Source organism: Halomonas sp. TD01 (assembly GCF_923868895.1).
In the GTDB taxonomy this organism is placed as follows: domain Bacteria; phylum Pseudomonadota; class Gammaproteobacteria; order Pseudomonadales; family Halomonadaceae; genus Vreelandella.
Genome location: NZ_OV350343.1, coordinates 2,886,168 through 2,907,061 on the forward strand (window position 1 = coordinate 2,886,168; position 20,894 = coordinate 2,907,061).

Annotated in this window: 17 protein-coding genes; 16 read left to right on the top strand and 1 reads right to left on the bottom strand. The window is 51.5% G+C overall.

Annotation, left to right across the window (positions count from 1 at the left end; genetic code table 11):
• Positions 1-8 precede the first annotated feature (8 nt).
• From L1X57_RS12920 to lpxC, 12 genes are all read left to right on the top strand, one after another.
• Entirely contained in the window at positions 9-1,502 is a 1,494-nt protein-coding gene (locus tag L1X57_RS12920) for a UDP-N-acetylmuramoyl-L-alanyl-D-glutamate--2,6-diaminopimelate ligase (RefSeq protein ID WP_009722008.1), read from the top strand.
• Entirely contained in the window at positions 1,502-2,860 is a 1,359-nt protein-coding gene (locus tag L1X57_RS12925) for a UDP-N-acetylmuramoyl-tripeptide--D-alanyl-D-alanine ligase (protein WP_009722009.1), read from the top strand. The genes L1X57_RS12920 and L1X57_RS12925 overlap by 1 nt, the downstream gene beginning before the upstream one ends.
• 9 nt (positions 2,861-2,869) lie before the next feature.
• Positions 2,870-3,952: a phospho-N-acetylmuramoyl-pentapeptide-transferase gene (mraY, locus tag L1X57_RS12930; RefSeq protein ID WP_009722010.1), complete on the top strand. Its 1,083-nt coding sequence runs from the start codon at positions 2,870-2,872 to the stop codon at positions 3,950-3,952.
• Positions 3,953-4,011: 59 nt separating this feature from the next.
• Positions 4,012-5,406: a UDP-N-acetylmuramoyl-L-alanine--D-glutamate ligase gene (gene murD, locus L1X57_RS12935; protein WP_039868473.1), complete on the top strand. Its 1,395-nt coding sequence runs from the start codon at positions 4,012-4,014 to the stop codon at positions 5,404-5,406.
• Entirely contained in the window at positions 5,403-6,584 is a 1,182-nt protein-coding gene (ftsW, locus tag L1X57_RS12940) for a putative lipid II flippase FtsW (protein ID WP_009722012.1), read from the top strand. Before murD ends, ftsW begins: the two co-directional genes overlap by 4 nt.
• Positions 6,585-6,602: 18 nt before the next feature.
• The gene (murG, locus tag L1X57_RS12945) at positions 6,603-7,700 is read left to right on the top strand and encodes an undecaprenyldiphospho-muramoylpentapeptide beta-N-acetylglucosaminyltransferase (protein ID WP_009722013.1); all 1,098 of its coding nucleotides are present in this window, start codon (positions 6,603-6,605) and stop codon (positions 7,698-7,700) included.
• A gap of 53 nt (positions 7,701-7,753) precedes the next feature.
• Entirely contained in the window at positions 7,754-9,166 is a 1,413-nt protein-coding gene (gene murC, locus L1X57_RS12950) for a UDP-N-acetylmuramate--L-alanine ligase (protein WP_050801082.1), read from the top strand.
• Entirely contained in the window at positions 9,163-10,104 is a 942-nt protein-coding gene (locus L1X57_RS12955) for a D-alanine--D-alanine ligase (RefSeq protein ID WP_009722015.1), read from the top strand. Before murC ends, L1X57_RS12955 begins: the two co-directional genes overlap by 4 nt.
• Positions 10,101-10,814: a cell division protein FtsQ/DivIB gene (locus L1X57_RS12960; RefSeq protein ID WP_009722016.1), complete on the top strand. Its 714-nt coding sequence runs from the start codon at positions 10,101-10,103 to the stop codon at positions 10,812-10,814. Before L1X57_RS12955 ends, L1X57_RS12960 begins: the two co-directional genes overlap by 4 nt.
• Before the next feature lie 317 nt (positions 10,815-11,131).
• Positions 11,132-12,421 carry a cell division protein FtsA gene (gene ftsA / locus L1X57_RS12965; protein ID WP_009722017.1) on the top strand — a complete coding sequence of 430 codons (1,290 nt, stop codon included), beginning with the start codon at positions 11,132-11,134 and terminating at the stop codon, positions 12,419-12,421.
• Positions 12,422-12,455: 34 nt separating this feature from the next.
• Entirely contained in the window at positions 12,456-13,634 is a 1,179-nt protein-coding gene (gene ftsZ, locus L1X57_RS12970) for a cell division protein FtsZ (protein WP_009722018.1), read from the top strand.
• Between the two features lie 161 nt (positions 13,635-13,795).
• A complete protein-coding gene (lpxC, locus tag L1X57_RS12975; protein WP_009722019.1) occupies positions 13,796-14,707 on the top strand; it encodes a UDP-3-O-acyl-N-acetylglucosamine deacetylase in 912 nt (303 codons plus the stop codon).
• Positions 14,708-14,813: 106 nt separating this feature from the next.
• Here the strand turns inward: lpxC and L1X57_RS12980 are convergent, their stop codons facing one another.
• On the bottom strand, positions 14,814-15,281 hold the full coding sequence (locus L1X57_RS12980; RefSeq protein WP_009722020.1) for a DUF721 domain-containing protein: 468 nt from the start codon (positions 15,279-15,281) through the stop codon (positions 14,814-14,816).
• A 111-nt stretch (positions 15,282-15,392) separates the two neighbouring features.
• Here L1X57_RS12980 and L1X57_RS12985 point away from each other — a divergent pair, with 111 nt between their 5' ends.
• From L1X57_RS12985 to L1X57_RS13000, 4 genes are all read left to right on the top strand, one after another.
• Entirely contained in the window at positions 15,393-15,761 is a 369-nt protein-coding gene (locus L1X57_RS12985) for a hypothetical protein (RefSeq protein ID WP_009722021.1), read from the top strand.
• Between the two features lie 69 nt (positions 15,762-15,830).
• On the top strand, positions 15,831-18,563 hold the full coding sequence (gene secA, locus L1X57_RS12990; RefSeq protein WP_009722022.1) for a preprotein translocase subunit SecA: 2,733 nt from the start codon (positions 15,831-15,833) through the stop codon (positions 18,561-18,563).
• 36 nt (positions 18,564-18,599) lie between these two features.
• Positions 18,600-19,829, top strand: coding sequence for a bifunctional glutamate N-acetyltransferase/amino-acid acetyltransferase ArgJ (gene argJ / locus L1X57_RS12995; RefSeq protein ID WP_009722023.1), 1,230 nt, complete (start codon positions 18,600-18,602; stop codon positions 19,827-19,829).
• A gap of 112 nt (positions 19,830-19,941) precedes the next feature.
• Positions 19,942-20,889 (top strand): Nudix family hydrolase, encoded by a 948-nt coding sequence (locus tag L1X57_RS13000; RefSeq protein WP_009722024.1) that lies wholly within the window; start codon positions 19,942-19,944, stop codon positions 20,887-20,889.
• The last annotated feature ends 5 nt before the right edge of the window (positions 20,890-20,894 follow it).

Sequence of the window (20,894 nt, forward strand, 5' to 3'; positions counted from 1 at the left end):
GAGATTGCATGAGGTTGTCCCCAGAAAGTCTATGGGTAGCGTTAAAGCAGATTTGGCCTAACGCCGTGTTGCCTGAAGCGCTGCCTATATTGCCGGAGCAGCTTCGCTTAGTGACTGATACGCGTAAGTTGGCGATGGGCGATGTATTTGTGGCGGTTCCAGGTAGTCAGCGTGATGGTTATGACTTTGTTGACCAAGCGTTGGCGGCAGGCGCATCACTCGTTTTGGCGCACACTAAAGAAGGCAGCGTCACCTTGGACGGGAGCATTCTTTATTTGCCTCACCTGTCTATGCGGCTTGGTGAATTGGGCCGTGCCCTGTTTTCTGTTCCCAGTGACCTTCAGGTGATTGGGGTGACCGGTACTAATGGAAAAAGCTCTGTTACTCATTACATCGCGGCGTTAAGCGAATTACTTGGCAAGCCAGCAGGAGTGATAGGAACATTAGGTGTTGGTCGCCTTGGTCAACTGGCCGACACAGGCCTTACCACGCCTGGTTCATTAACAATGCAAGAAACCTTGGCTGATTTAGCTAGTCAAGGGGTGAAGCGTGTGGCACTTGAAGCTTCTTCACATGCCCTTGAGCAGCGCCGACTAGATGCAGTGAACGTCACCGCAGGGGTGTTTACCAACCTGACACGAGATCACCTTGATTACCATGGCAGTATGGCGGCATACGCCGCTGCAAAAGCAAAACTGTTCCGGCGTTCTGAGCTTGTGCTTGCGGTAGTCAATGCGGATGATCCGCTTGCGCGGCTGATGTTGGCGGGTAGTGATAGCAGTGTGCGTGTTTTGGCGATTGGTGGTGACGAAGCAGTGACGCTTCGCGTGCTTGGCTGGCATCCCCATGAGCATGGTCAGCAGGCCCTTATTGCTACGCCGGAAGGTGAGAAAACGCTTGATCTTGGTTTGATGGGGCGATTTAACCTAGACAATGTGCTGCTAGCTATTAGCGTGCTTTATGGGTTGGGCGAGCCATTAGACCGACTGTTTGAGTTGGCGGCGGAGTTAGACCCAGTGCCTGGACGTATGGCGCTGTACCGCGAGGCAGATTCGCCCAGCGTTGTTATTGATTATGCGCACACGCCTGATGCATTAGCCAATGCCCTCGAAGCGCTGAAAGAGCATTTAGGGAGCGCTGGCAAGCTATGGTGCTTGTTCGGTTGTGGAGGTGAGCGTGATACTGGTAAGCGAGCTGAAATGGCCGCTGTAGCGGAGCAACGGGCTGATCATGTGATTGTTACTGACGATAATCCGCGTAATGAGTCTGCCGAGAAAATTCGCCAGCAAATTATCTCGGGTTTTTCTGCTGCGGCTGCATTTACGGAAGTAGGTGATCGTTGTCAGGCGATTTGTCACGCGATTCAGCATGCCGATACCCAGGACGTTATCTTAGTGGCTGGAAAAGGTCATGAAGACTATCAGCACATCGGTAACGTGCGTCACGACTACCGAGATAGCGAACAAGTGTTAAAAGCCTTCAAACTTAGGGCTGCCATGTGATGAACTGGTCGTTAGCTAGCATTGCCTCTGCGCTAAAGCTTTCTGTTCCAAAAGCCTTATGCGAGTTATCGGTAACGGCGGTAATCACAGATACGCGCCACATTGTGTCTGGGTGTCTGTTTGTTGCTTTAAAGGGGCCGCGTTTTGATGGCCATGATTTTATTGAGCAGGCGCTTGAGAAAGGTGCTGTAGCTGCTCTGGTTGAGCGTCCGGTTAGCAGTTTGCTCCCTCAGTTGGTATGTACAGATACTCGATTGGGTCTTGGCCTGCTGGCGCGGGCTTGGCGTCAGCAGTGCGAATTATCGCTGGTGGCTGTCACCGGCAACAGCGGTAAAACAACCGTGAAAGAGATGACCGCCGCGCTACTTTCTCCATTAGGCGGTGTGCTTGCTACAGAGGGCAACTTAAACAACGACATTGGTGCGCCGCTGACGTTGTTGCGTTTAGCAACGCATCATCAGGTGGGCGTGATTGAGCTAGGGGCTAACCATCTGGGCGAAATTGCCTGGACCAGCCAGCTGACCTCCCCAAATGTCGCCATCATTACCAATGTGACCGGCGCGCATGTCGGAGAATTTGGTGGTATGGGGCAAATTGCCCAAGCCAAAAGCGAAATATTAGCCGGCCTCAGTGAAGATGGTATTGCGGTGCTAAATCGTGATGATCGCTACTTTGAGTTTTGGTCAGCCTGTGCGGGGAGCAAGAAAATTGTAAGCTACGGCTTACATGGTGATGCGGACGTTCACGCGTCGGCACTTTCCTGCGACTCTTTGGGGCGGTATGCTTTTACGCTTGTTAAATGTGGCCAAGTACTGGGTGACGTACAATTACCCTTGATCGGTAAGCATAATGTGAGTAATGCCTTGGCTGCCGCTGCAGCGGCTCTCGCGTTAGGCGTTACCTCCGAGCAAGTGGTGGTGGGGCTGTCCGAACTGTCCTCGTTATCTGGTCGGTTAAGCATAGTGCCCGGCATACGCAATACAACGCTGTTGGACGATACTTACAACGCGAATCCTGGTGCTGTAAAAGCAGCGTTGGATGCGTTAGCAAACTTTCCTACACCACGGTGGTGTGCGCTTGGCGCAATGGGGGAGTTGGGCAGCGAGTCTCATGCCTTACATGCTGAGATTGGTCATTACGCCGCGTCACTGGGTATCGACACATTGCTGACCTTTGGTGATGCCGCCCGTTCAGCAAGTGAAGCCTTTGGTCGCGGGCTGCATTTTGACGACCACGAGACGCTAGTGCGTCATGTTATTAATACTCTGCCGCCTAACACCACGCTACTGGTGAAAGGGTCTCGTAGTGCAGGCATGGAAAATGTCATTGCTGCGCTACGTGCGGATGAAACAAGGTAAGCGCCGTTCATGTTACTTCACCTGGCGAATTTTCTAGCCCAATATCAGTCAGCTTTCCAAGTTTTTAACTATTTAACCTTACGTGTCATTCTCGCAGCGCTAACGGCCCTCATGCTATGCCTGTGGCTTGGCCCCTGGGTGATACGCCGGTTAGTAGAAGGCCAGATTGGCCAAGCGATTCGTGATGATGGCCCTCAGTCCCACTTGTCCAAAGCAGGCACGCCAACCATGGGCGGTGCAATGATTTTGCTGGCTATTGCTATCAGTACTTTGGTCTGGGGCGATTTAACTAACCATTATGTTTGGATAGTGCTACTGGTCACATTGGGCTTCGGGGCTGTTGGCTGGGTCGATGATTATCGTAAGGTGGTTGAAAAGAACCCGCGTGGACTGCCCGCTCGCTGGAAGTATTTCTGGCAGTCAGTGGTGGGTATTGGCGCTGCCGTCGTGCTTTATCTCACAGCCGCTACACCGGCTGAAACTAGCTTATTGATCCCAATGTTTAAAGATGTCGCGCTGCCCCTTGGCGTGTTCTACATCGTGTTAACCTATTTTGTGATCGTAGGCAGCTCTAACGCAGTCAATCTCACGGATGGTCTTGATGGCTTGGCGATCATGCCCACCGTGCTGGTGGCAATGGGCTTGTCCGTATTTGCCTATGCAAGCGGGAACGCCGTGTTTGCTAACTATTTACATATTCCTTTTATTCATGGCACCGGCGAGTTAGCCGTTTTTTGTGCCACTATTGCTGGTGCTGGCCTGGGCTTCTTGTGGTTTAACACTTATCCAGCTCAGGTGTTTATGGGGGATGTGGGCGCGTTGGCACTAGGTGCAGCGCTAGGCGTTGTCGCCGTTATTGTGCGCCAAGAAATTGTGCTGTTTATTATGGGCGGTATCTTTGTACTTGAAACGGTCTCGGTGATTCTTCAAGTTGGCTCTTATAAGCTCACCGGTCGGCGTATTTTCCGCATGGCACCTTTGCATCACCACTACGAGTTGAAAGGTTGGCCAGAGCCGCGGGTAATTGTTCGTTTCTGGATTATTACCGTTGTGCTGGTGCTGCTAGGGCTGGCCACGCTGAAAGTTCGATGATTAGCAGAGTAATAGTGGCAGTGTTGCCGCTATTAGCGTGATGCACACAGGAGCCGGTCATCGTGCGAGTCGCAAATGGAGTCACCGTTGTTATTGGCCTTGGGATATCCGGGCAAGCTATCTGCCGGCATCTGGCACGCCAAGGTACGCCCTTTATGGTGGCAGATACGCGAGCAGAACCTCCGGGGTTGCTTACTTTTAAAAACGAAAACCCCGGTGTTGAGGTTTATTGTGGCCCGCTGACGGCGCTTGATCTTACGAATGCCTACGAAGTTGTTGTAAGCCCTGGCGTAGACCCTCATTCGCCAGGGCTTGAAGGTTTGCTAGAGCGTTATAATCCAGCAACGGGTGAACCTATGCTGGTAGGCGAAATTGCTTTGTTTGTTCGCGCTGTGAATGCGCCGGTCGCTGCTATTACCGGCTCTAATGCCAAGTCAACGGTTACAACATTACTCGGTGAGATGGCTAGAGCTGCTGGTGTTAAAGCGGCAGTGGGTGGCAATTTAGGCACGCCTGCATTGGATTTATTAGCTGAATGCCCAGATGCCGAGCTTTACATCCTTGAACTCTCAAGTTTTCAGCTGGAAACAACGCCTTATTTGGGGGCTAAAGCGGCTGCTTTTTTAAATCTCTGTGAAGATCATTTAGACCGTCATGGAGATATAATGGGTTACCGCTGCGCTAAACAGCGTATTTTTCTTGGTGCGCAATCAGCCATTGTCAGCGCGGATGACGCGCTCACTTGGCCAGAGGCGCCTGTGGATCATGTAGAGCGTTTCACGGCCTTTGCGCCCAAAGGCAATGACTGGGGGTTAGCTGAAAAAGACGGCGAGCTAATGTTGTTCCATGGTGATGCTGCATGGCTTAGCACAGAAGGACTTGCTATTGCGGGTCGGCATAACTACGCCAATGCACTAGCAGCGTTGGCAATGGGCAAGGCGTTGGGCTTCGCAAAAGCGCCGATGTGTCAGGCGTTAGCTGCTTTTAAGGGGTTGCCTCATCGTAGTGAAGTAATTGTTCGAATGAATGGCGTTATGTGGGTGAATGATTCAAAAGGTACTAACGTCGGCGCTACGCTGGCGGCGATTCAAGGCATTAGCGCGTCGCTAAAAGGGAAAGTTATATTATTGGCCGGCGGCGTCGGTAAAGGTGCTGATTTTTCACCCCTGGCGACGCCATTAGCCAAGTGCGCCAAAGCCGCGCTGCTGTTTGGCGCTGATGCGCACCGTCTTGAGGCGGCGTTGTCATCATCTGTGCCAGTGCATTTAGTAGATGATTTAATTCAAGCAATGGAAGTAGCCTGGGAAAAAGCAGAACCTGGCGACTGTGTATTGCTGTCACCCGCCTGCGCAAGCTTAGATCAATTTGTAAATTACCAAGCGAGAGGCGATGCCTTTCGGTATTGGGTTGAGCAAAAGTATAAACAGCATAATCACTCAGGAGAGAGGTTATGAGTCGAGTGCAGCGTATTCGTGATGCTTTGACAACGCGTCATTTACCCTCCGATGTGTGGTTAATCGTCGCCGCTGTAGCGTTAGCTGGATTGGGCTGGGTGATGGTAAGTTCAGCATCTGTAGGGCTGCTTGAAAATAGTTATCACTATGCTCGCCAGCATGGGATTTTTCTATTCCTAGCAATACTGGCTTGTTTTTTTATGCTGTGTGTTCCGATGGAGGCGTGGCGTCAAAACGCAGCATTAATCTTGCTAGTTAGTATTTTTATGCTTGCGCTAGTGCTATTGATTGGGCAAGAGGTGAATGGCAGTAAGCGCTGGATTTCTCTACCTGGCCCGTTACCCAGTCTGCAGGTTTCCGAGCTTGGAAAAATCGGTCTGATTTTTTACATGGCAGCGTTCATGTCTCGCTTTACCTATGACCTGCGCCGTCGAGCGTTAAGTATGTGGCGACCTTTAGCAGTGCTTGCCGTTCCGGCGGGACTGCTCTTTCTGGCCCCTGATTTTGGCGGCATGGTGGTTTATACCGTGTGCGTTATTGGTATGTTAATGATGAGCGGCGCTTCACTTACCTTACTATTTGGAAGTGGCGGCGTATTGGCAGCTGGTGCCGTGATGATGGTCGTTATGGAGCCTTATCGATTAGCGCGCTGGACAAGCTTCTTGGACCCATGGGCTGATCAGTTTGCTACTGGTTATCAGCTTACTCAGGCGCTGATTGCATTCGGTCGAGGGCATGTGACCGGTACCGGATTAGGTAATAGCGTTCAGAAACTTCACTACTTGCCTGAAGCTCACACGGACTTTATTTTTGCTGTGATCGCGGAAGAGCTTGGCATGATTGGTGCCATCCTCGTTGTACTGCTGTTCACGTTGCTAATTACTAGGGCGATGTTGATTGGTCGTCGTGCGGAATTGGCAGGCCATCTTTTCGGTGCCTATGTCAGCTATGGCATAGGTTTCGTTATTGCAGCCCAGGCATTCATCAATATGGCGGTAAGCTCAGGCCTGTTGCCAACGAAAGGGCTAACATTGCCTCTTATTAGCTATGGCGGTTCAAGTTTATTGGTAACCGGTATCATGATTGGCCTGTTGTTGCGTGTAGATGCAGAAACGCGTCACCGGCCACGTCGCGTATCGACACCCTACAAATCACGCCATGAACCTCGGTTATCGTAACTATTCAAGGAGTTGTTTGTGACGACGAACGCACGTCGACGCATCTTAATTATGGCGGGAGGTACCGGAGGTCATGTTATTCCGGCGCTTTCACTAGCACGTTCGCTCAAAGCTCACAATGTCGACGTTGAATGGCTAGGAAGCCCAAGAGGAATCGAGAACCGCCTAGTGCCAGAAGCTGGTATTACGCTTCATACCATCGAGATAAGCGGTCTGCGTGGCAAAGGGGTAGCTGGCTGGCTGAAGGCACCGCTGAACCTTTCCCAAGCAGTGCTCCAAGCGCGAAAGGTAATTCGTCGCTTTAACCCTGATGTGGTGGTTGGACTAGGTGGCTTTGCCAGTGGCCCTGGTGGGTTGGCGGCGTGGCTTTCCAGAGTGCCATTGGTGATTCATGAGCAAAATGCCATCGCTGGACTGACCAATAAGGTGCTCTCGAAATTAGCGACACGCACTTACGCGGCGTTTGCTGAGGCTTTTGGTGACAAGGCTGAGGTGATTGGCAACCCGGTACGAGAAGATATTGCTGCATTGGGTGAGCATCCCAGGAATGCTTCTGAACTTGCCGCTCGTCCGCTGCGGCTATTAGTTGTTGGTGGCTCGCTAGGGGCGGTCGCGTTGAATGAGCGCTTACCGCCAGGGTTAGCCGGTTTGCCTCCAGAGCGGCGCCCTGATGTCCGTCACCAAGCTGGCAAAGAGCGCGATGTGGCGACGGCAAACGCCTACGTTGAGCATGGGATCGTGGCAGATGTTAGTCCTTTTATTGACGATATGGCCGCTGCTTATGAGTGGGCAGATTTAGTCGTTTGCCGAGCCGGAGCGTTAACGGTGGCAGAGCTTGCCGCAGCAGCGAAGCCCGCTTTGCTAGTACCGTTTCCATTTGCTGTTGATGATCATCAGCGGGTCAATGCTGACGTTTTAGTAAAGGCAGGAGCGGCGCTTTGTGTGACACAGTCTGAGCTTACCCCCGAGCGATTAACACACTATTTAGATGAGCTATTAGTCCCAAGCGTATTGTCAGATATGGCTTCTAAAGCCCGTCAGGCTGCCTATTTAGAGGCGACTGAACGGCTTACTAAGGGATGTTTAGCGCTAGTTAAACAAGGAGAGACTGCGTGACCGATTCTATTAATAACGCGTTGCACTCAGGTGTCCGTCCAAGTGGCCCTGGTATGCGCCGTATTAAGCGTTTGCATTTTGTTGGCATCGGTGGCGCAGGTATGTGTGGAATCGCTGAGGTGCTCGCTAATCAGGGTTATAGCGTTAGCGGCAGCGATATGAAGGCCTCGAATGTTGTTGAGCGCCTTCGTCAGTGTGGTGTTCAGGTTGCGATCGGCCATGCTGAAGAAAATGTAGTGGGAGCTGACGTCGTCGTTGTTTCCAGCGCTATTGATGCAACAAATCCTGAAATCCGCTGGGCTCATGAGCATCGTGTGCCAGTGGTCAGACGTGCTGAAATGCTGGCCGAGCTAATGCGTTTTCGCCATGGTATCGCTGTCGCGGGAACCCATGGGAAGACGACCACAACCAGTTTGACTGCCACGCTTCTTGCAGAAGGCGGGTTGGACCCCACTTTTGTGATTGGTGGAAAACTCACTAGTGCTGGCGCTAACGCGCGGTTGGGGGAGGGTGACTATTTAGTTGCTGAGGCTGATGAGTCGGATGCGTCGTTCCTTCATCTTCAGCCAATGGTTTCTATTGTGACGAACATAGATGCAGACCATATGGCCACTTATGGTGGTGATTTTGAGCGTCTAAAAAGTACATTTATCGAGTTTCTTCATAATCTGCCGTTCTATGGGCTGGCGGTATTGTGTATTGACGATGCTAACATTCGGTCGCTGCGTGATCAGGTGAAGCGCCAGTTTGTGACCTACGGTTTCGATGAAGATGCTGACTACCGCATTGTGGATTTTACTCAGCAAGGTGGTGAGGTCTCGTTTACCGCAGTGCGCCCTGGGGAAGCTGCTCCATTGGCTATTCGGCTAGCAATGCCTGGTCGCCACAATGCGTTAAACGCTATGGCGGCTATTGTTGTAGCAACAGATGCCGGGGTAAGTGACGATGCTATTCTCCGTGGACTGGCAAGTTTTGCCGGTGTGGGGCGTCGCTTTCAAGTGCATGGCTATTTCAGTGCCCCTAATGCTGATGGCGAGATCATGTTAGTGGATGATTACGGACACCACCCCCGTGAAGTTGATATGGTTATTCAGGCGGTTCGTGCAGGTTGGCCGGAACGTCGACTGGTCATGTTGTATCAGCCGCATCGCTATAGTCGCACCCGGGATCTTTATGAGGATTTCGTTCGTGTGCTTTCTCAAGTGGATACGCTCGTTCTACTGGATGTCTACAGCGCTGGGGAAGCCGTGATTCCTGGCGCGGAAGGTCGAACCCTTGCCGGGTCTATTCGTCAGCGAGGAGAAGTCGATCCATTGTTCGTTGAGCATAAGCAGGAGCTACCTGCACTGTTAAGCAAGCTTCTGCGTCCTGGGGATATTTTTATTACTCAAGGCGCTGGTGATGTGGGTGGTATTTCGCTTCGTTTCGCGCAAGCCAAGTTATCGCTAGATAAGGTAGAGCTATGAGTGCAGCAATGTCACTGAATGACCCCTTGGCACGCGTCGTCGTTGTTTACGGTGGTACTTCAGCAGAGCGCGAGGTGTCTCTTAAAAGCGGTGCTGCTGTGCTTGGTGCGTTAAAGCGTCAAGGTATCGATGCTATTGGCTACGATCCAAAAGAAGAGGGATTGGTAGGGCTAGAACGCCTTGCTCCAACGGCTGTTTTTGTGGCTCTTCATGGTCGTGGTGGCGAAGATGGCACGTTACAGGGAGCGCTAGAGCTGTTAGGGCTGCCTTATACCGGCAGTGGTGTGCTGGCGTCAGCCTTAGGAATGGATAAGCAGCGCACGAAGCAGGTTTGGCAAGCCGTTGGCTTGCCCACGCCTGAAAGCATTATGCTCAGCGAGACATCTGATTGGTCCATGGTGGTGTCACAATTAGGTTTGCCCATGATGGTGAAGCCTGTTCACGAGGGCTCCACGCTGGGTATTAGTATCGTTAAAAGCCGGGAAGCGTTAGAGGCTGCCTATCATGAGGCGGCGAACTATGATGCCCGTGTTATGGCTGAGCGTTTCGTTGTGGGTGAAGAGTATACCGTTGCGCTGTTAGATAATGATGTATTGCCTGCTATTCGTGTTGAAGTCCCCGGTGGCTTTTATGATTACGAAGCGAAATACATTGCTAACACTACCCAATACCACCTTCCTAGCGGCTTATCATCTGTTGATGAACAGTCCTTGGCTAACCTATGCAAGGAAGCGTTTGATGCTGTAGGTGGCGAAGGGTGGGGGCGTGTCGATGTGATGCGCGACGCGATGGGCAAGTTTTGGCTTATTGAGGTTAATACGGTACCAGGGATGACTGATCACAGTTTAGTGCCTCAAGCGGCAGCACATGCGGGCATTGATTTTGATCAGTTGGTGTTGCGAATATTGAATACTGCGGTTCAGCGCAGCTGCTCATGAAAAAGCGTAATGCGTGGTTGGGGCTCATCTTGCTGGTACTGTTGCTAGGTGCTGGTGGGCGAGCGCTATGGCTATGGTTAGATAGGCCTATTGAGCGTGTGTCTATTCGTGGCGAGTGGGAGTATGTGAGTGCTGATTACCTCCGTACTCAGTTAGCCCCGCTCGTTCAAGAGGCAACTTGGCTCTCTGCAGATTTAGGCGAGTTGCGTCAGCGTGCGCTGAGAATTGGTTGGCTGAATGAAGTCAGAATTTCTCGTGAGTGGCCGAATGCGCTTGTTTTTGAGCTGGTAGAACAAACGCCAGTGGCCCGTTGGAACGATGATTTTCTGCTTAACCCTCAAGGTGAGTCGTTTGCATTTGCGCCACTAAGCGTTCCTAAGGGGCTTCCCGATTTAGCAGGGCCGACAGGCAGCGGAGAAGAGGTGCTTACTTATTATCGTCGCTTAACACCTCATTTCCAGGGTTTGTCGCTGTCACTTTCCCAATTGCGTCTAGAGCCACGCGGTGCATGGCGGCTTCAGTTAAGTAATGGTGCTTGGGTAATGTTAGGAAGACGCCAACACGAAATCCGACTAGCTCGACTCTCAGCGTCGTGGCAGCGTGAACTTGCCCAGCTTGGCGATCATATTCGCTATATCGACTTGCGTTATCCCAATGGTGTTGCCGTTGCTTGGCACGGAGAAAGTGATTTTGCAGAAGAAAATGAGTAATAAGCGACTTACAATGTGCAAGAAGTAGGTAAATGTAAGTGGTTGCCAACACCGAAAAGCCATGAATAGGGTTTAAATTGCCCACAAAGACGATTATCGTAGGCCTGCGCTAGTCGTATTGTGGGTATTGTTTCTATACTATGTTATAGCTGATGTTTTTTTATAGGCTTTTTTATTTAATAGCTGTCAGCATTTGGCTTGATGTTACGGTAAGCGTCAATGTTATTTCGCGTGATTTTGTATCTCCGTTTTAACAATTCAGCGCAGTTGCAACTAACAAGTTTCTTTTTAAATTTTTCTAGGAGATTATCCGACTCATGGCAGGCTCACCCAACGCATCCAATATGGTTGTCGGGCTGGACATTGGAACGTCCAAAGTCGTCGCGATAGTCGGTCAACCCACCGATGATGGTGGAATTGAGATAGCGGGTATCGGCTCTCATCCATCACGCGGCATGAAGCGCGGTGTTGTCATTAATATCGAATCAACCGTGCAATCTATTCAGCGCGCCGTTGAAGAAGCAGAATTAATGGCCGGTTGTGATATTCACTCTGTCTATGTCGGAGTTGCTGGCAGTCATATCAGTTCAATGAACTCAGATGGTGTGGTTGCCATTAAAGAAAGGGAAGTCACACCATCCGATATTGAACGTGTCATCGATTCTGCTCGCGCACGTGCGGTTTCTGAGGGGCAGCGTGTACTTCATGTATTGCCCCAAGAGTTCTCAATCGACGCTCAAGGCGGTATCCGTGAACCTCTAGGGATGTCAGGTGTACGCTTAGAGGCGCAGGTCCACTTGGTGACAGCGGCATTGAACGCCGTTCAAAATATTGAAAAATGTGTGCGGCGCTGTGGTTTAGACGTTGACGCTATTATTCTTGAACAGCTAGCTTCTAGTATGGCGGTGCTCACCGAAGACGAGCGTGAATTAGGCGTTTGCATGGTGGATATTGGTGGGGGTACCACTGATATGGCCATTTTCAGCGAAGGAGCCATTCGTCATACAGCCGTTATCCCTATCGCGGGTGACCAAGTAACTAACGACATAGCGATGGCACTGCGTACGCCCACGCAGCACGCTGAAGAGATTAAAGTTAAATACGCTTGTGCACTTACACAACTGGCTGCAAGCGATGAAATGATTAAAGTTCCCAGCGTAGGGGATCGTCCGGCTCGTGATTTATCGCGACAGGCACTTGCTGAAGTGGTTGAGCCGCGTTACGAGGAACTATTTACGTTGGTGAGGGACGAATTACGCCGTAGTGGCTATGAAGATATGGTGGCTGCTGGTGTTGTGCTCACTGGTGGCACCTCGCGTATGGAAGGGGTTAGCGAATTGGCAGAAGAGATTTTTCATATGCCTGTTCGTATTGCTTGTCCGCAAAATGTCAAAGGTTTGGCTGACGTGGTACGCAATCCTATTTATGCAACAGGTGTGGGTTTACTGCATTATGCATTGCAAGAAGCGCGACATGGGCAAGGCCTAGAAAGCCACGGGGGAGTCGTTGCTGCGCATAAAGGGCGCAACGAGGTCGCCCGGCGTGATATCAAGGAAGGTCAATCGGCGCTGGCAAGAATCAAAGGCTGGTTCAAAGGAAATTTCTGACAGGGCCGCAAGCGCGGTTCAGGAGACGGGGCTTATGTTCGAATTGGTAGATAACGCACCCTCGAGCAGTGCGGTCATCAAAGTGGTCGGTGTTGGCGGCGGCGGTGGCAACGCAGTTAACCACATGGTCGAAAGTAATATCGAAGGCGTTGAATTTATCTGCGCTAACACCGACGCTCAAGCACTTAAACGGGTGTCTGCAAAAACTGTCTTGCAGCTTGGTAGCGAAATCACCAAAGGGCTCGGAGCAGGTGCCAACCCTGAAGTAGGCCGCCAGGCAGCCATGGAAGACCGTGATCGCATCGCTGAGTTATTAACCGGTGCAGACATGGTGTTCATTACGGCTGGAATGGGGGGGGGCACAGGAACCGGCGGTGCGCCTGTTGTTGCTCAGGTTGCCAAAGAGCTGGGTATTCTGACAGTTGCCGTGGTAACTCGTCCCTTCCCGTTTGAAGGGCCGAAGCGCATGCGCGCAGCTGAAGAAGGCATGAAAGAGCTTTCAGAGCATGTTGATTCGCTGATCACTATTCCAAACGAAAAACTGCTTTCTGTACTTGGAAAGAACGCCACGCTGTTAACTGCTTTTAGCGCTGCTAACGATGTGTTGTTGGGAGCCGTTCAGGGCATTGCAGAGCTTATTACCAGCCCAGGCATTATTAACGTCGATTTTGCTGATGTACGCACCGTTATGTCAGAAATGGGCATGGCGATGATGGGGACCGGTGGGGCTACTGGCGAGAATCGTGCTCGTGAAGCGGCTGAGAAAGCCATTCGTAGCCCGCTGCTTGAAGACATTGATCTACACGGTGCTCGCGGTATTCTGGTCAATATTACTGCTGGCCCTGACTTGTCGATTGGTGAATTCAACGACGTAGGTGCCACTGTTCAAGAGTTTGCCTCTCAGGAAGCAACGATCGTGGTGGGCACTTCTATCGACATGGAAATGTCCGATGAGCTACGTGTGACCGTGGTGGCTGCTGGTTTGGATAACAACAAAGGTAAAGTTGCCTCACGCGAGCCAGCGCGTAGGTCTGCTGCGGAAGCATCCTCAGATTATCGTAAGCTGCAGCAACCCACTGTTATGCGTCAGCAAGCAACGGCACGTGCAGAAGCCCCTGAGCCAGCTGCGAAACCTCGTCCTGATAAGCGTCGAGCCCCAGACGCCGATGACTATTTGGACATTCCCGCATTTTTACGTCGTCAGGCAGATTAATCGGCGCCATCAGCGTTCACTAAAGCAGCAAACGAGAGTTTTATTGGTTAAAACGCTCGTTTGCTGTTAAAGTGAACACTGTTTCTTTACTTTCTTTCCCCTAGCGGTACTTGTCGGCGCTTCTGCCGGTGACCGCCGTCATTAGAGTTCGACCACTGCCCATGATCAGACAACGCACATTACAAAACGTCATTCGCGCCACCGGAGTGGGTCTGCACTCTGGCAAAAAAGTCCACTTGGCTTTGCGCCCGGCGCCGGCTAATACCGGAATTGTGTTTATCCGGACCGATTTGGAGCCTGTGGCTCACGTACCTGCTCGTGCCGAATTGGTGGAAGACACCACATTATGCACTGCGCTTTCTTACAAGGGCGTGAAAGTCGCTACGGTCGAGCATTTAATGTCGGCATTTGCCGGATTGGGCATTGATAACGCCTATGTCGATGTAAGTGCACCTGAAGTGCCTATCATGGACGGTAGTGCCAGCCCTTTTGTATTCTTAATTCAGTCGGCGGGCATTTTAGAGCAAGATGCGCCTAAGAAATTCATTCGAATTAAGCGCCGCGTTGCCGTCAGTGATGGCGATAAAGAAGCCGTTTTTTTGCCGCATCAAGGCTTTAAAGTTTCTTTTGCAATTGACTTTGATCACCCTGTGTTTGAGCAGCAAAAACAAACTGCGTTGATCGATTTTTCAACGACGTCGTTTGTTAAAGAGGTTTCTCGTGCACGTACCTTCGGGTTTATGCGCGATCTCGAATTTTTACGATCCAATAATCTTGCGCTTGGTGGTAGCTTAGATAATGCTATTGTTGTGGATGACTACCGCATCGTGAACGAAGGTGGTCTGCGTTACGACGATGAGTTCGTCAAGCATAAGGTGCTTGATGCTATTGGTGATTTGTACCAGCTGGGCCACAGTTTGATTGGCGAGTTCCAGGGTGTTAAATCGGGACACGCGCTCAACAACCAGTTGTGCCGCGAGCTATTGGCGCAGCCCGACGCCTATGAAATCGTCACATTTGAAGAAGATAAAGCGGTTGCGCCTATCTCTTACTCGGCACCTGCAATGGCATAGGTTAAACACCTGTCAGATTTTTGGGTAGTACGATCGCAACAGTAAAAAGCACCGCTCTGGCGGTGCTTTTGCATTTTAACGCTGGGATTAACATGGCGATTAATGTTTATTCATCTGAATGCTTAGGTGCATGAGCCGCTAAGCGCTCCAAGGCGTTTTTAAGGGAGGGGTTGTCGGTATCTTTTGCGCACTCGGCTAGCGTTTTGCCTGCATTCTCAGAGAGGGTGCGAGTGTAGCGCTTCGGGCTCTCAATTGGCCGTACAGGTCGCACTTTAAGTGTAAAGCCGGTGACACTCTCAAATCCTGGTAGCTGATGCAGTAGCACAAGCAGTCGCGGTTGTTCATAGCGTAACCATGTTAGCCAGCTTGCCTGGCCGCTTATTAGCGTCAATCGCCCCTCTCGAAAGCCTCCGACGAAAATATGTTCGCGCATTGCTTCAGGAAGGTGAGCACGTAAATGACGCTGAGCCTGATCAATTAAGCGGGACTGTCGCATAAGCTGTCCCGCGCTGCCAGACTTGGTCAGCAGTTGGGTAATGGGCTGTGCGCGAGATCGCTTAACCTTTATACTCATAAGCTTGAATCCTGGAACGTTGTTGGCTGAGTCGCATTAACGGTTGCCACCAACGTCTTATATTGTCTTTTAATTGATAGAGCCTAACACGCTCAGGAGCCAGTCCACAGCATGTCATCAACGCCAGATGTATTATCTGCTTCGCCGCGGCGGCAACGCCGAAATGGCCTAGCGCGTTGGTGGCTGGCGGGCCTCTTAGTGAGCTGTTTGTTACCTGCTAGTTTACATCCTTCAGATGCATTGCGTAGCGGTGAGCGCGGTGTGATTATCTGTTTTTGGGTGCCAGCGATGCTGCGTGCTCAATCCGAATGGATAGCTAAGAAGCGTTGCGCGCTGCGCCGCTGGGTACGAAAACAGGCGTGTGTCTATCCTGCTGTCTCGCACTGTTCCCGCTACTTTCTTCATATTCCACATCGATTGGTCGCCGCTATTGATGTGCTGATCCCGCGTGGCCCGCCGGCTCGACTGTTCGCTTATTAAATCTACCCTTATTTGCCTTATATAAAAGGGCGCACCTGAATGGGACGCTCGTGAAGATTTGGAACTTTCATGATTAATAATTTGTTACGTAAAGTCGTCGGCTCTAAAAATGATCGCGACGTTAAGCGCATGCAAAAAAGTGTGCTCAGTATTAACGTTTTAGAGCAAGCGCTTGAAGGGTTAAGTGATGCTGATTTGCAGGCAAAAACAGGGCTGTTGCGTCAAAAGTTAGCAGAAGGCGCATCTATTGATAGTTTATTACCCGAGGCATTTGCCGTCGTGCGCGAGGCCAGTAAGCGGGTAATGAATATGCGCCACTTTGACGTCCAGATGGTCGGTGGTATGACATTGCATCGTGGCCGCATTGCGGAAATGAAAACCGGGGAAGGTAAAACCCTGGTGGCGACGCTTGCCGTATATTTAAATGCGCTACCAAGCAAAGGCGTGCATGTTGTCACCGTTAATGACTACCTTGCTCGCCGTGATGCTGAGTGGATGCGCCCTTTGTATGAGTTTTTAGGGCTCTCGGTGGGCGTTATCTTCGCTGGCCAAACCGGCGAAGAGAAACGCCACGCCTATCAGTGTGATATCACTTACGGCACTAACAATGAGTTTGGTTTCGATTATCTGCGCGACAATATGGCGTTCTCGCTTGAGGATAAAGTGCAGCGTGGTCTGCATTACGCCATCGTCGACGAAGTCGACTCTATTTTAATTGATGAGGCCCGTACGCCATTAATTATCTCGGGCGCAGTGGATGAAAACACTGATTTGTATGGCATTGTCAATCGACTGGCTCAGCAGTTAGAGCAAGGGGAGGCCTCTGAAGATAGTGATGTGCCGGTCACGGGAGACTTCCTGCTAGATGAAAAACAAAAGCAGGTAGAGCTCACCGAGCAGGGACATAACAAAGTTGAAGAGCTAATGCGTGCTGAAGGGCTGTTGGGCGAGGGTGAATCGCTCTATGCCGCACAAAACCTTAACTTGCTTCAGCATATGCACTCCGCGCTGCGCGCACGTCATCTTTATCATTTAGACGTTGACTACATCGTTTCTGAAGGCCAAGTCGTCATCGTTGATGAGCATACTGGGCGTTCTATGCCGGGGCGCCGTTGGTCAGAAGGGCTGCACCAAGCGGTTGAAGCGAAAGAGGGAGTGACGGTTCAGCGAGAGAGCCAGACACTGGCATCGACTACTTTCCAGAACTACTTCCGTTTGTATGAAAAGCTCGCTGGCATGACTGGTACCGCTGATACTGAAGCATTTGAATTCCGGCAAATCTATGGCCTGGATGTGGTCGTCATTCCAACGAATCGCCCGCTTTCCCGTAAAGATCTGAATGATTTGGTCTATCTGAGTGCGGAAGAGAAATACGAAGCGATTATTAAAGATGTGAAGACCGAAACTGAAGCAGGACGTCCTGTTCTAGTCGGTACGGCGTCGATTGAAACCTCAGAGTATCTCGCTCGCCTTATGCGTGAGGCTGGCCTAACGTTTAATGTGTTGAACGCTAAGCAGCACCAGAGCGAAGCGGAAATCATCTCTCAAGCCGGTCGCCCTGGCGCCATTACTATCGCAACGAATATGGCGGGTCGTGGCACCGATATTGTCCTAGGGGGCAACTGGGAGGCTGAAGCAGCTAAGCTGCAAGATCCCACCCAAGAACAGGTAGATGCTCTAAAGGCAGAGTGGCAGAAGCGCCATGACGGTGTTTTAGAAGCGGGTGGCTTGCATGTGGTTGGCTCTGAGCGCCATGAGTCGCGTCGTATCGACAATCAGTTGCGTGGCCGTGCGGGACGTCAAGGTGATCCAGGCTCTACACGTTTCTTCCTCTCGCTAGAAGACAGTCTGATGCGTCTGTTCGGCTCTGACCGTGTGAAGCGCCTAATGCTGGCTCTCGGGTTAGAGCGAGGTGAGGCAATTGAGCACAAGATGGTGTCTAACGCTGTCGAACGCGCCCAGAAAAAGGTAGAGGGACGCAACTTTGATATCCGTAAGCAACTGCTGGAATACGACGATGTCGCTAACGATCAGCGTCGTGTTATCTATGAGCAGCGGAATGAAATTCTTTCCGCTGATGATGTTTCCGATGCCGTTATTGGTATTCGTGAAGAAGTCATGGAAGATGCCATTAGTGATTTCGTGCCGCCCCAGAGTCTTGCTGAGCAGTGGGATCTACCCGGGTTAGAAGCGCATCTTAAAACTGAATTCAATCTTGATGCTCCTGTTACGCAGTGGGCGGCAGAGGACGAGCGCTTCAGTGAGGAGAAGCTGCGTGAGCGTTTACAAGCGATGCACCGTGATGCGTATCAAGCCAAAATTGAGGCTGCTGGAGCCGAGTTGATTCGCCGTTTTGAGAAACAGGTAATGCTTCAGGTGTTGGACACACGTTGGAAAGAGCATCTTCAGTCGATGGATCATCTGCGTCGTGGCATTCATTTGCGTGGCTACGCCCAGAAGAATCCTAAGCAAGAATACAAGCGTGAATCTTTCGAGTTGTTCCAGCATCTACTAACGAACATTAAAGCTGACGTCACGCGTATCTTAAGCCACGTACAGGTTCGCCAGCCTGAAGAGGTTGATGCACTAGAGCAGAAGCGCCGTGAAGAGTCAGTGCGTGAACGAGCGACTGCGGCAAGCCGCCACGATGATCCTAACGCCCAGCAGGAAGATATTTCACAGGAAGCGCCAGGGGCTGATGGCCGCCCGTTGCGTCGTGAAGGGCCAAAAGTAGGGCGCAATGACCCGTGTTCATGCGGGTCGGGTAAAAAATATAAGCAGTGCTGCGGAAAACTAAGCTAATCACGCGTGGCGAAATTGAGCGCAAAGGAGAAAAACATGGCGGTGGGAAATCTTCCTTTTCCGGAATTGCCACCCCTTAACGGGGTGCGCCTGGGCAGTGCAATGGCGGGTATTAAGAAGCCGGATCGTCGTGATGTAGTGGTGATTGAGCTGCCTGAAACTGCCACGGTAGCTGGGGTTTTTACTCGTAATGCGTTTTGTGCCGCCCCAGTGGCCGTGGCGAAAGCGCACCTTGAAGAGTGTTCAAGCGCTGGGCGAGTGCCTCGCTACTGGCTAGTTAATACTGGCAATGCCAATGCAGGTACTGGCGCATCAGGCCTGCAGGATGCTTATGCCAGCTGTGAAGCGCTTGCTGAGCAAATGAGCGTTGATATAAGCCAGGTTTTGCCCTTTTCAACCGGCGTGATCGGCGAGCCTCTACCCATGGAGCGTTTGCTTGCAGGTATACCGAGTGCGCTGAATTCTTTGGCGGATGCTAGTCTCGCTTGGCAGCAGGCAGGCGAGGGAATTCTGACGACCGATACCCGAGCCAAAGGCGCTACGGTAACCGTTCCAGTTGGTGACCAGCAGGTCACAATCAACGGTATTACAAAGGGTTCTGGCATGATTAAGCCCAATATGGCTACCATGCTGGGTTTCGTAGTGACAGATGCAGCGATTGAGCAGCCTTTGTTAGCGAGTTTGCTGCGTGAAACGGTGGATCGCTCCTTTAATTGCATCACTGTTGATAGCGATACCTCAACCAACGATGCGTGCATGCTGGCGGCGACAGGCACAGGCGTTCGTATTGAAAGCGAGGAACAGGTAGCCATTTTCCGTAATGCGCTGCAACGCGTCATGACCGAGCTTGCGCAAGCGATTATTCGCGATGGCGAAGGGGCGACTAAGTTTGTGACGCTCCAGGTGAATGAAGCGACTACTCGTCAGGAAGCGTTGGATGTTGCCTTCACCGTTGCTCACTCGCCGCTGGTGAAGACCGCGCTCTACGCTTCTGATGCTAACTGGGGGCGTATTTTAGCTGCCGTTGGGCGCGCACCGGTTGAGGCGTTCGATGTCAATCAAGTTGTCATTGATTTGGGTGACGTCCGCTTGGTCGAAAAGGGCGGCCGCGCCGACAGTTATACAGAAGCGGCGGGCAGTGCTGTTATGGCGCAAGAGGAGATCATCATTCGCATTAATTTGGGTCGTGGGGAAGAGAGTGCCACTGTGTGGACCTCGGATCTGTCCCATGACTATGTGACTATCAACGCGGATTACCGTAGCTGAAGAGCGCTGAAAAGTAGCTAAAAACAGTTGCAGTGACGTGCTAATGCAGCGAGATAGCGTCGTCTTTGGTTAGGGCGGCGCGCAAAAAGTGGGTAAAGACGTAATGAGTGTAATGGTAAAACGACGAGTTCATGTCGCGGCGGCTGCAATGATCAGCGCCGATCAAAAGCGGGTTCTGATTGCGCGTCGGCCCTCTAATGTCGATCAAGGCGGTCTATGGGAGTTTCCTGGTGGCAAGCTGGCGCCTTATGAAACAGGGCTGGAAGGTCTCAAGCGCGAGCTTCACGAAGAGCTAGGCGTCGAGATTGTACGTGCCCGGCCACTTATCCGCGTTCATCATGAGTATCCAGATAAACACATCTTACTGGATGTTTGGCAGGTACAAGAGTTTGCAGGCGAGCCGTTTGGTCGCGAGGGGCAGGCCGTGCGCTGGGTGCCCATGGAAGAATTGGTAAATTACCCTTTCCCTGCTGCTAACTTGCCTATTCTGCGTGCGGTGATGTTGCCCACAGATTATCTGATTACTGGCGAGGAAGCTGACGAAGAACGTTTCGATAGCTTGTTGGAAAGAGCGCTCAGTGAAGACGGTGTAAGACTCGTACAGCTGCGGGCAAAAAATCTTGATGAAGCGGCATACATTGCCCGTGCTGAGCGCGCCCTGCGCCTTTGTCGTCAGTACGATGCAAAGCTATTGCTGAACGGAGAACCTGCATTGCTTGATGCTGTTGATGCTGACGGTATTCATTTAACGAGCGCACGGTTAATGGATCTTGAGCGTCGCCCGATTGCTGAAAATAAATGGCTCTCGGCGTCTACTCACGATCAAAAGCAGCTTTCTCAGGCAGCGGTCCTAGGCTGTGATTTTGTGACGCTGTCGCCGCTGCGTACCACGCCTTCTCATCCTGAGGTAGCACCGCTGGGATGGCATGACTTCCAGCAACTAGTGGAACGTGCTGGTATGCCGGTATTTGCACTGGGCGGTATGACACGCTTTGATGCTAGCCATGCACGCGCTGTTGGTGCTCAGGGAATTGCGTCTATCCGCGATTTTTGGAAGTGAAGCCA

Coding starts and splice junctions, on each gene's coding strand:
- L1X57_RS12920 (WP_009722008.1), top strand. CDS start 9: ATGAGGTTGTCCCCAGAAAGTCTATGGGTAGCGTTAAAGCAGATTTGG.
- L1X57_RS12925 (WP_009722009.1), top strand. CDS start 1,502: ATGAACTGGTCGTTAGCTAGCATTGCCTCTGCGCTAAAGCTTTCTGTT.
- mraY (WP_009722010.1), top strand. CDS start 2,870: ATGTTACTTCACCTGGCGAATTTTCTAGCCCAATATCAGTCAGCTTTC.
- ftsW (WP_009722012.1), top strand. CDS start 5,403: ATGAGTCGAGTGCAGCGTATTCGTGATGCTTTGACAACGCGTCATTTA.
- murC (WP_050801082.1), top strand. CDS start 7,754: ATGCGCCGTATTAAGCGTTTGCATTTTGTTGGCATCGGTGGCGCAGGT.
- L1X57_RS12955 (WP_009722015.1), top strand. CDS start 9,163: ATGAGTGCAGCAATGTCACTGAATGACCCCTTGGCACGCGTCGTCGTT.
- L1X57_RS12960 (WP_009722016.1), top strand. CDS start 10,101: ATGAAAAAGCGTAATGCGTGGTTGGGGCTCATCTTGCTGGTACTGTTG.
- ftsA (WP_009722017.1), top strand. CDS start 11,132: ATGGCAGGCTCACCCAACGCATCCAATATGGTTGTCGGGCTGGACATT.
- ftsZ (WP_009722018.1), top strand. CDS start 12,456: ATGTTCGAATTGGTAGATAACGCACCCTCGAGCAGTGCGGTCATCAAA.
- lpxC (WP_009722019.1), top strand. CDS start 13,796: ATGATCAGACAACGCACATTACAAAACGTCATTCGCGCCACCGGAGTG.
- L1X57_RS12980 (WP_009722020.1), bottom strand. CDS start 15,281: ATGAGTATAAAGGTTAAGCGATCTCGCGCACAGCCCATTACCCAACTG.
- L1X57_RS12985 (WP_009722021.1), top strand. CDS start 15,393: ATGTCATCAACGCCAGATGTATTATCTGCTTCGCCGCGGCGGCAACGC.
- secA (WP_009722022.1), top strand. CDS start 15,831: ATGATTAATAATTTGTTACGTAAAGTCGTCGGCTCTAAAAATGATCGC.
- argJ (WP_009722023.1), top strand. CDS start 18,600: ATGGCGGTGGGAAATCTTCCTTTTCCGGAATTGCCACCCCTTAACGGG.
- L1X57_RS13000 (WP_009722024.1), top strand. CDS start 19,942: ATGGTAAAACGACGAGTTCATGTCGCGGCGGCTGCAATGATCAGCGCC.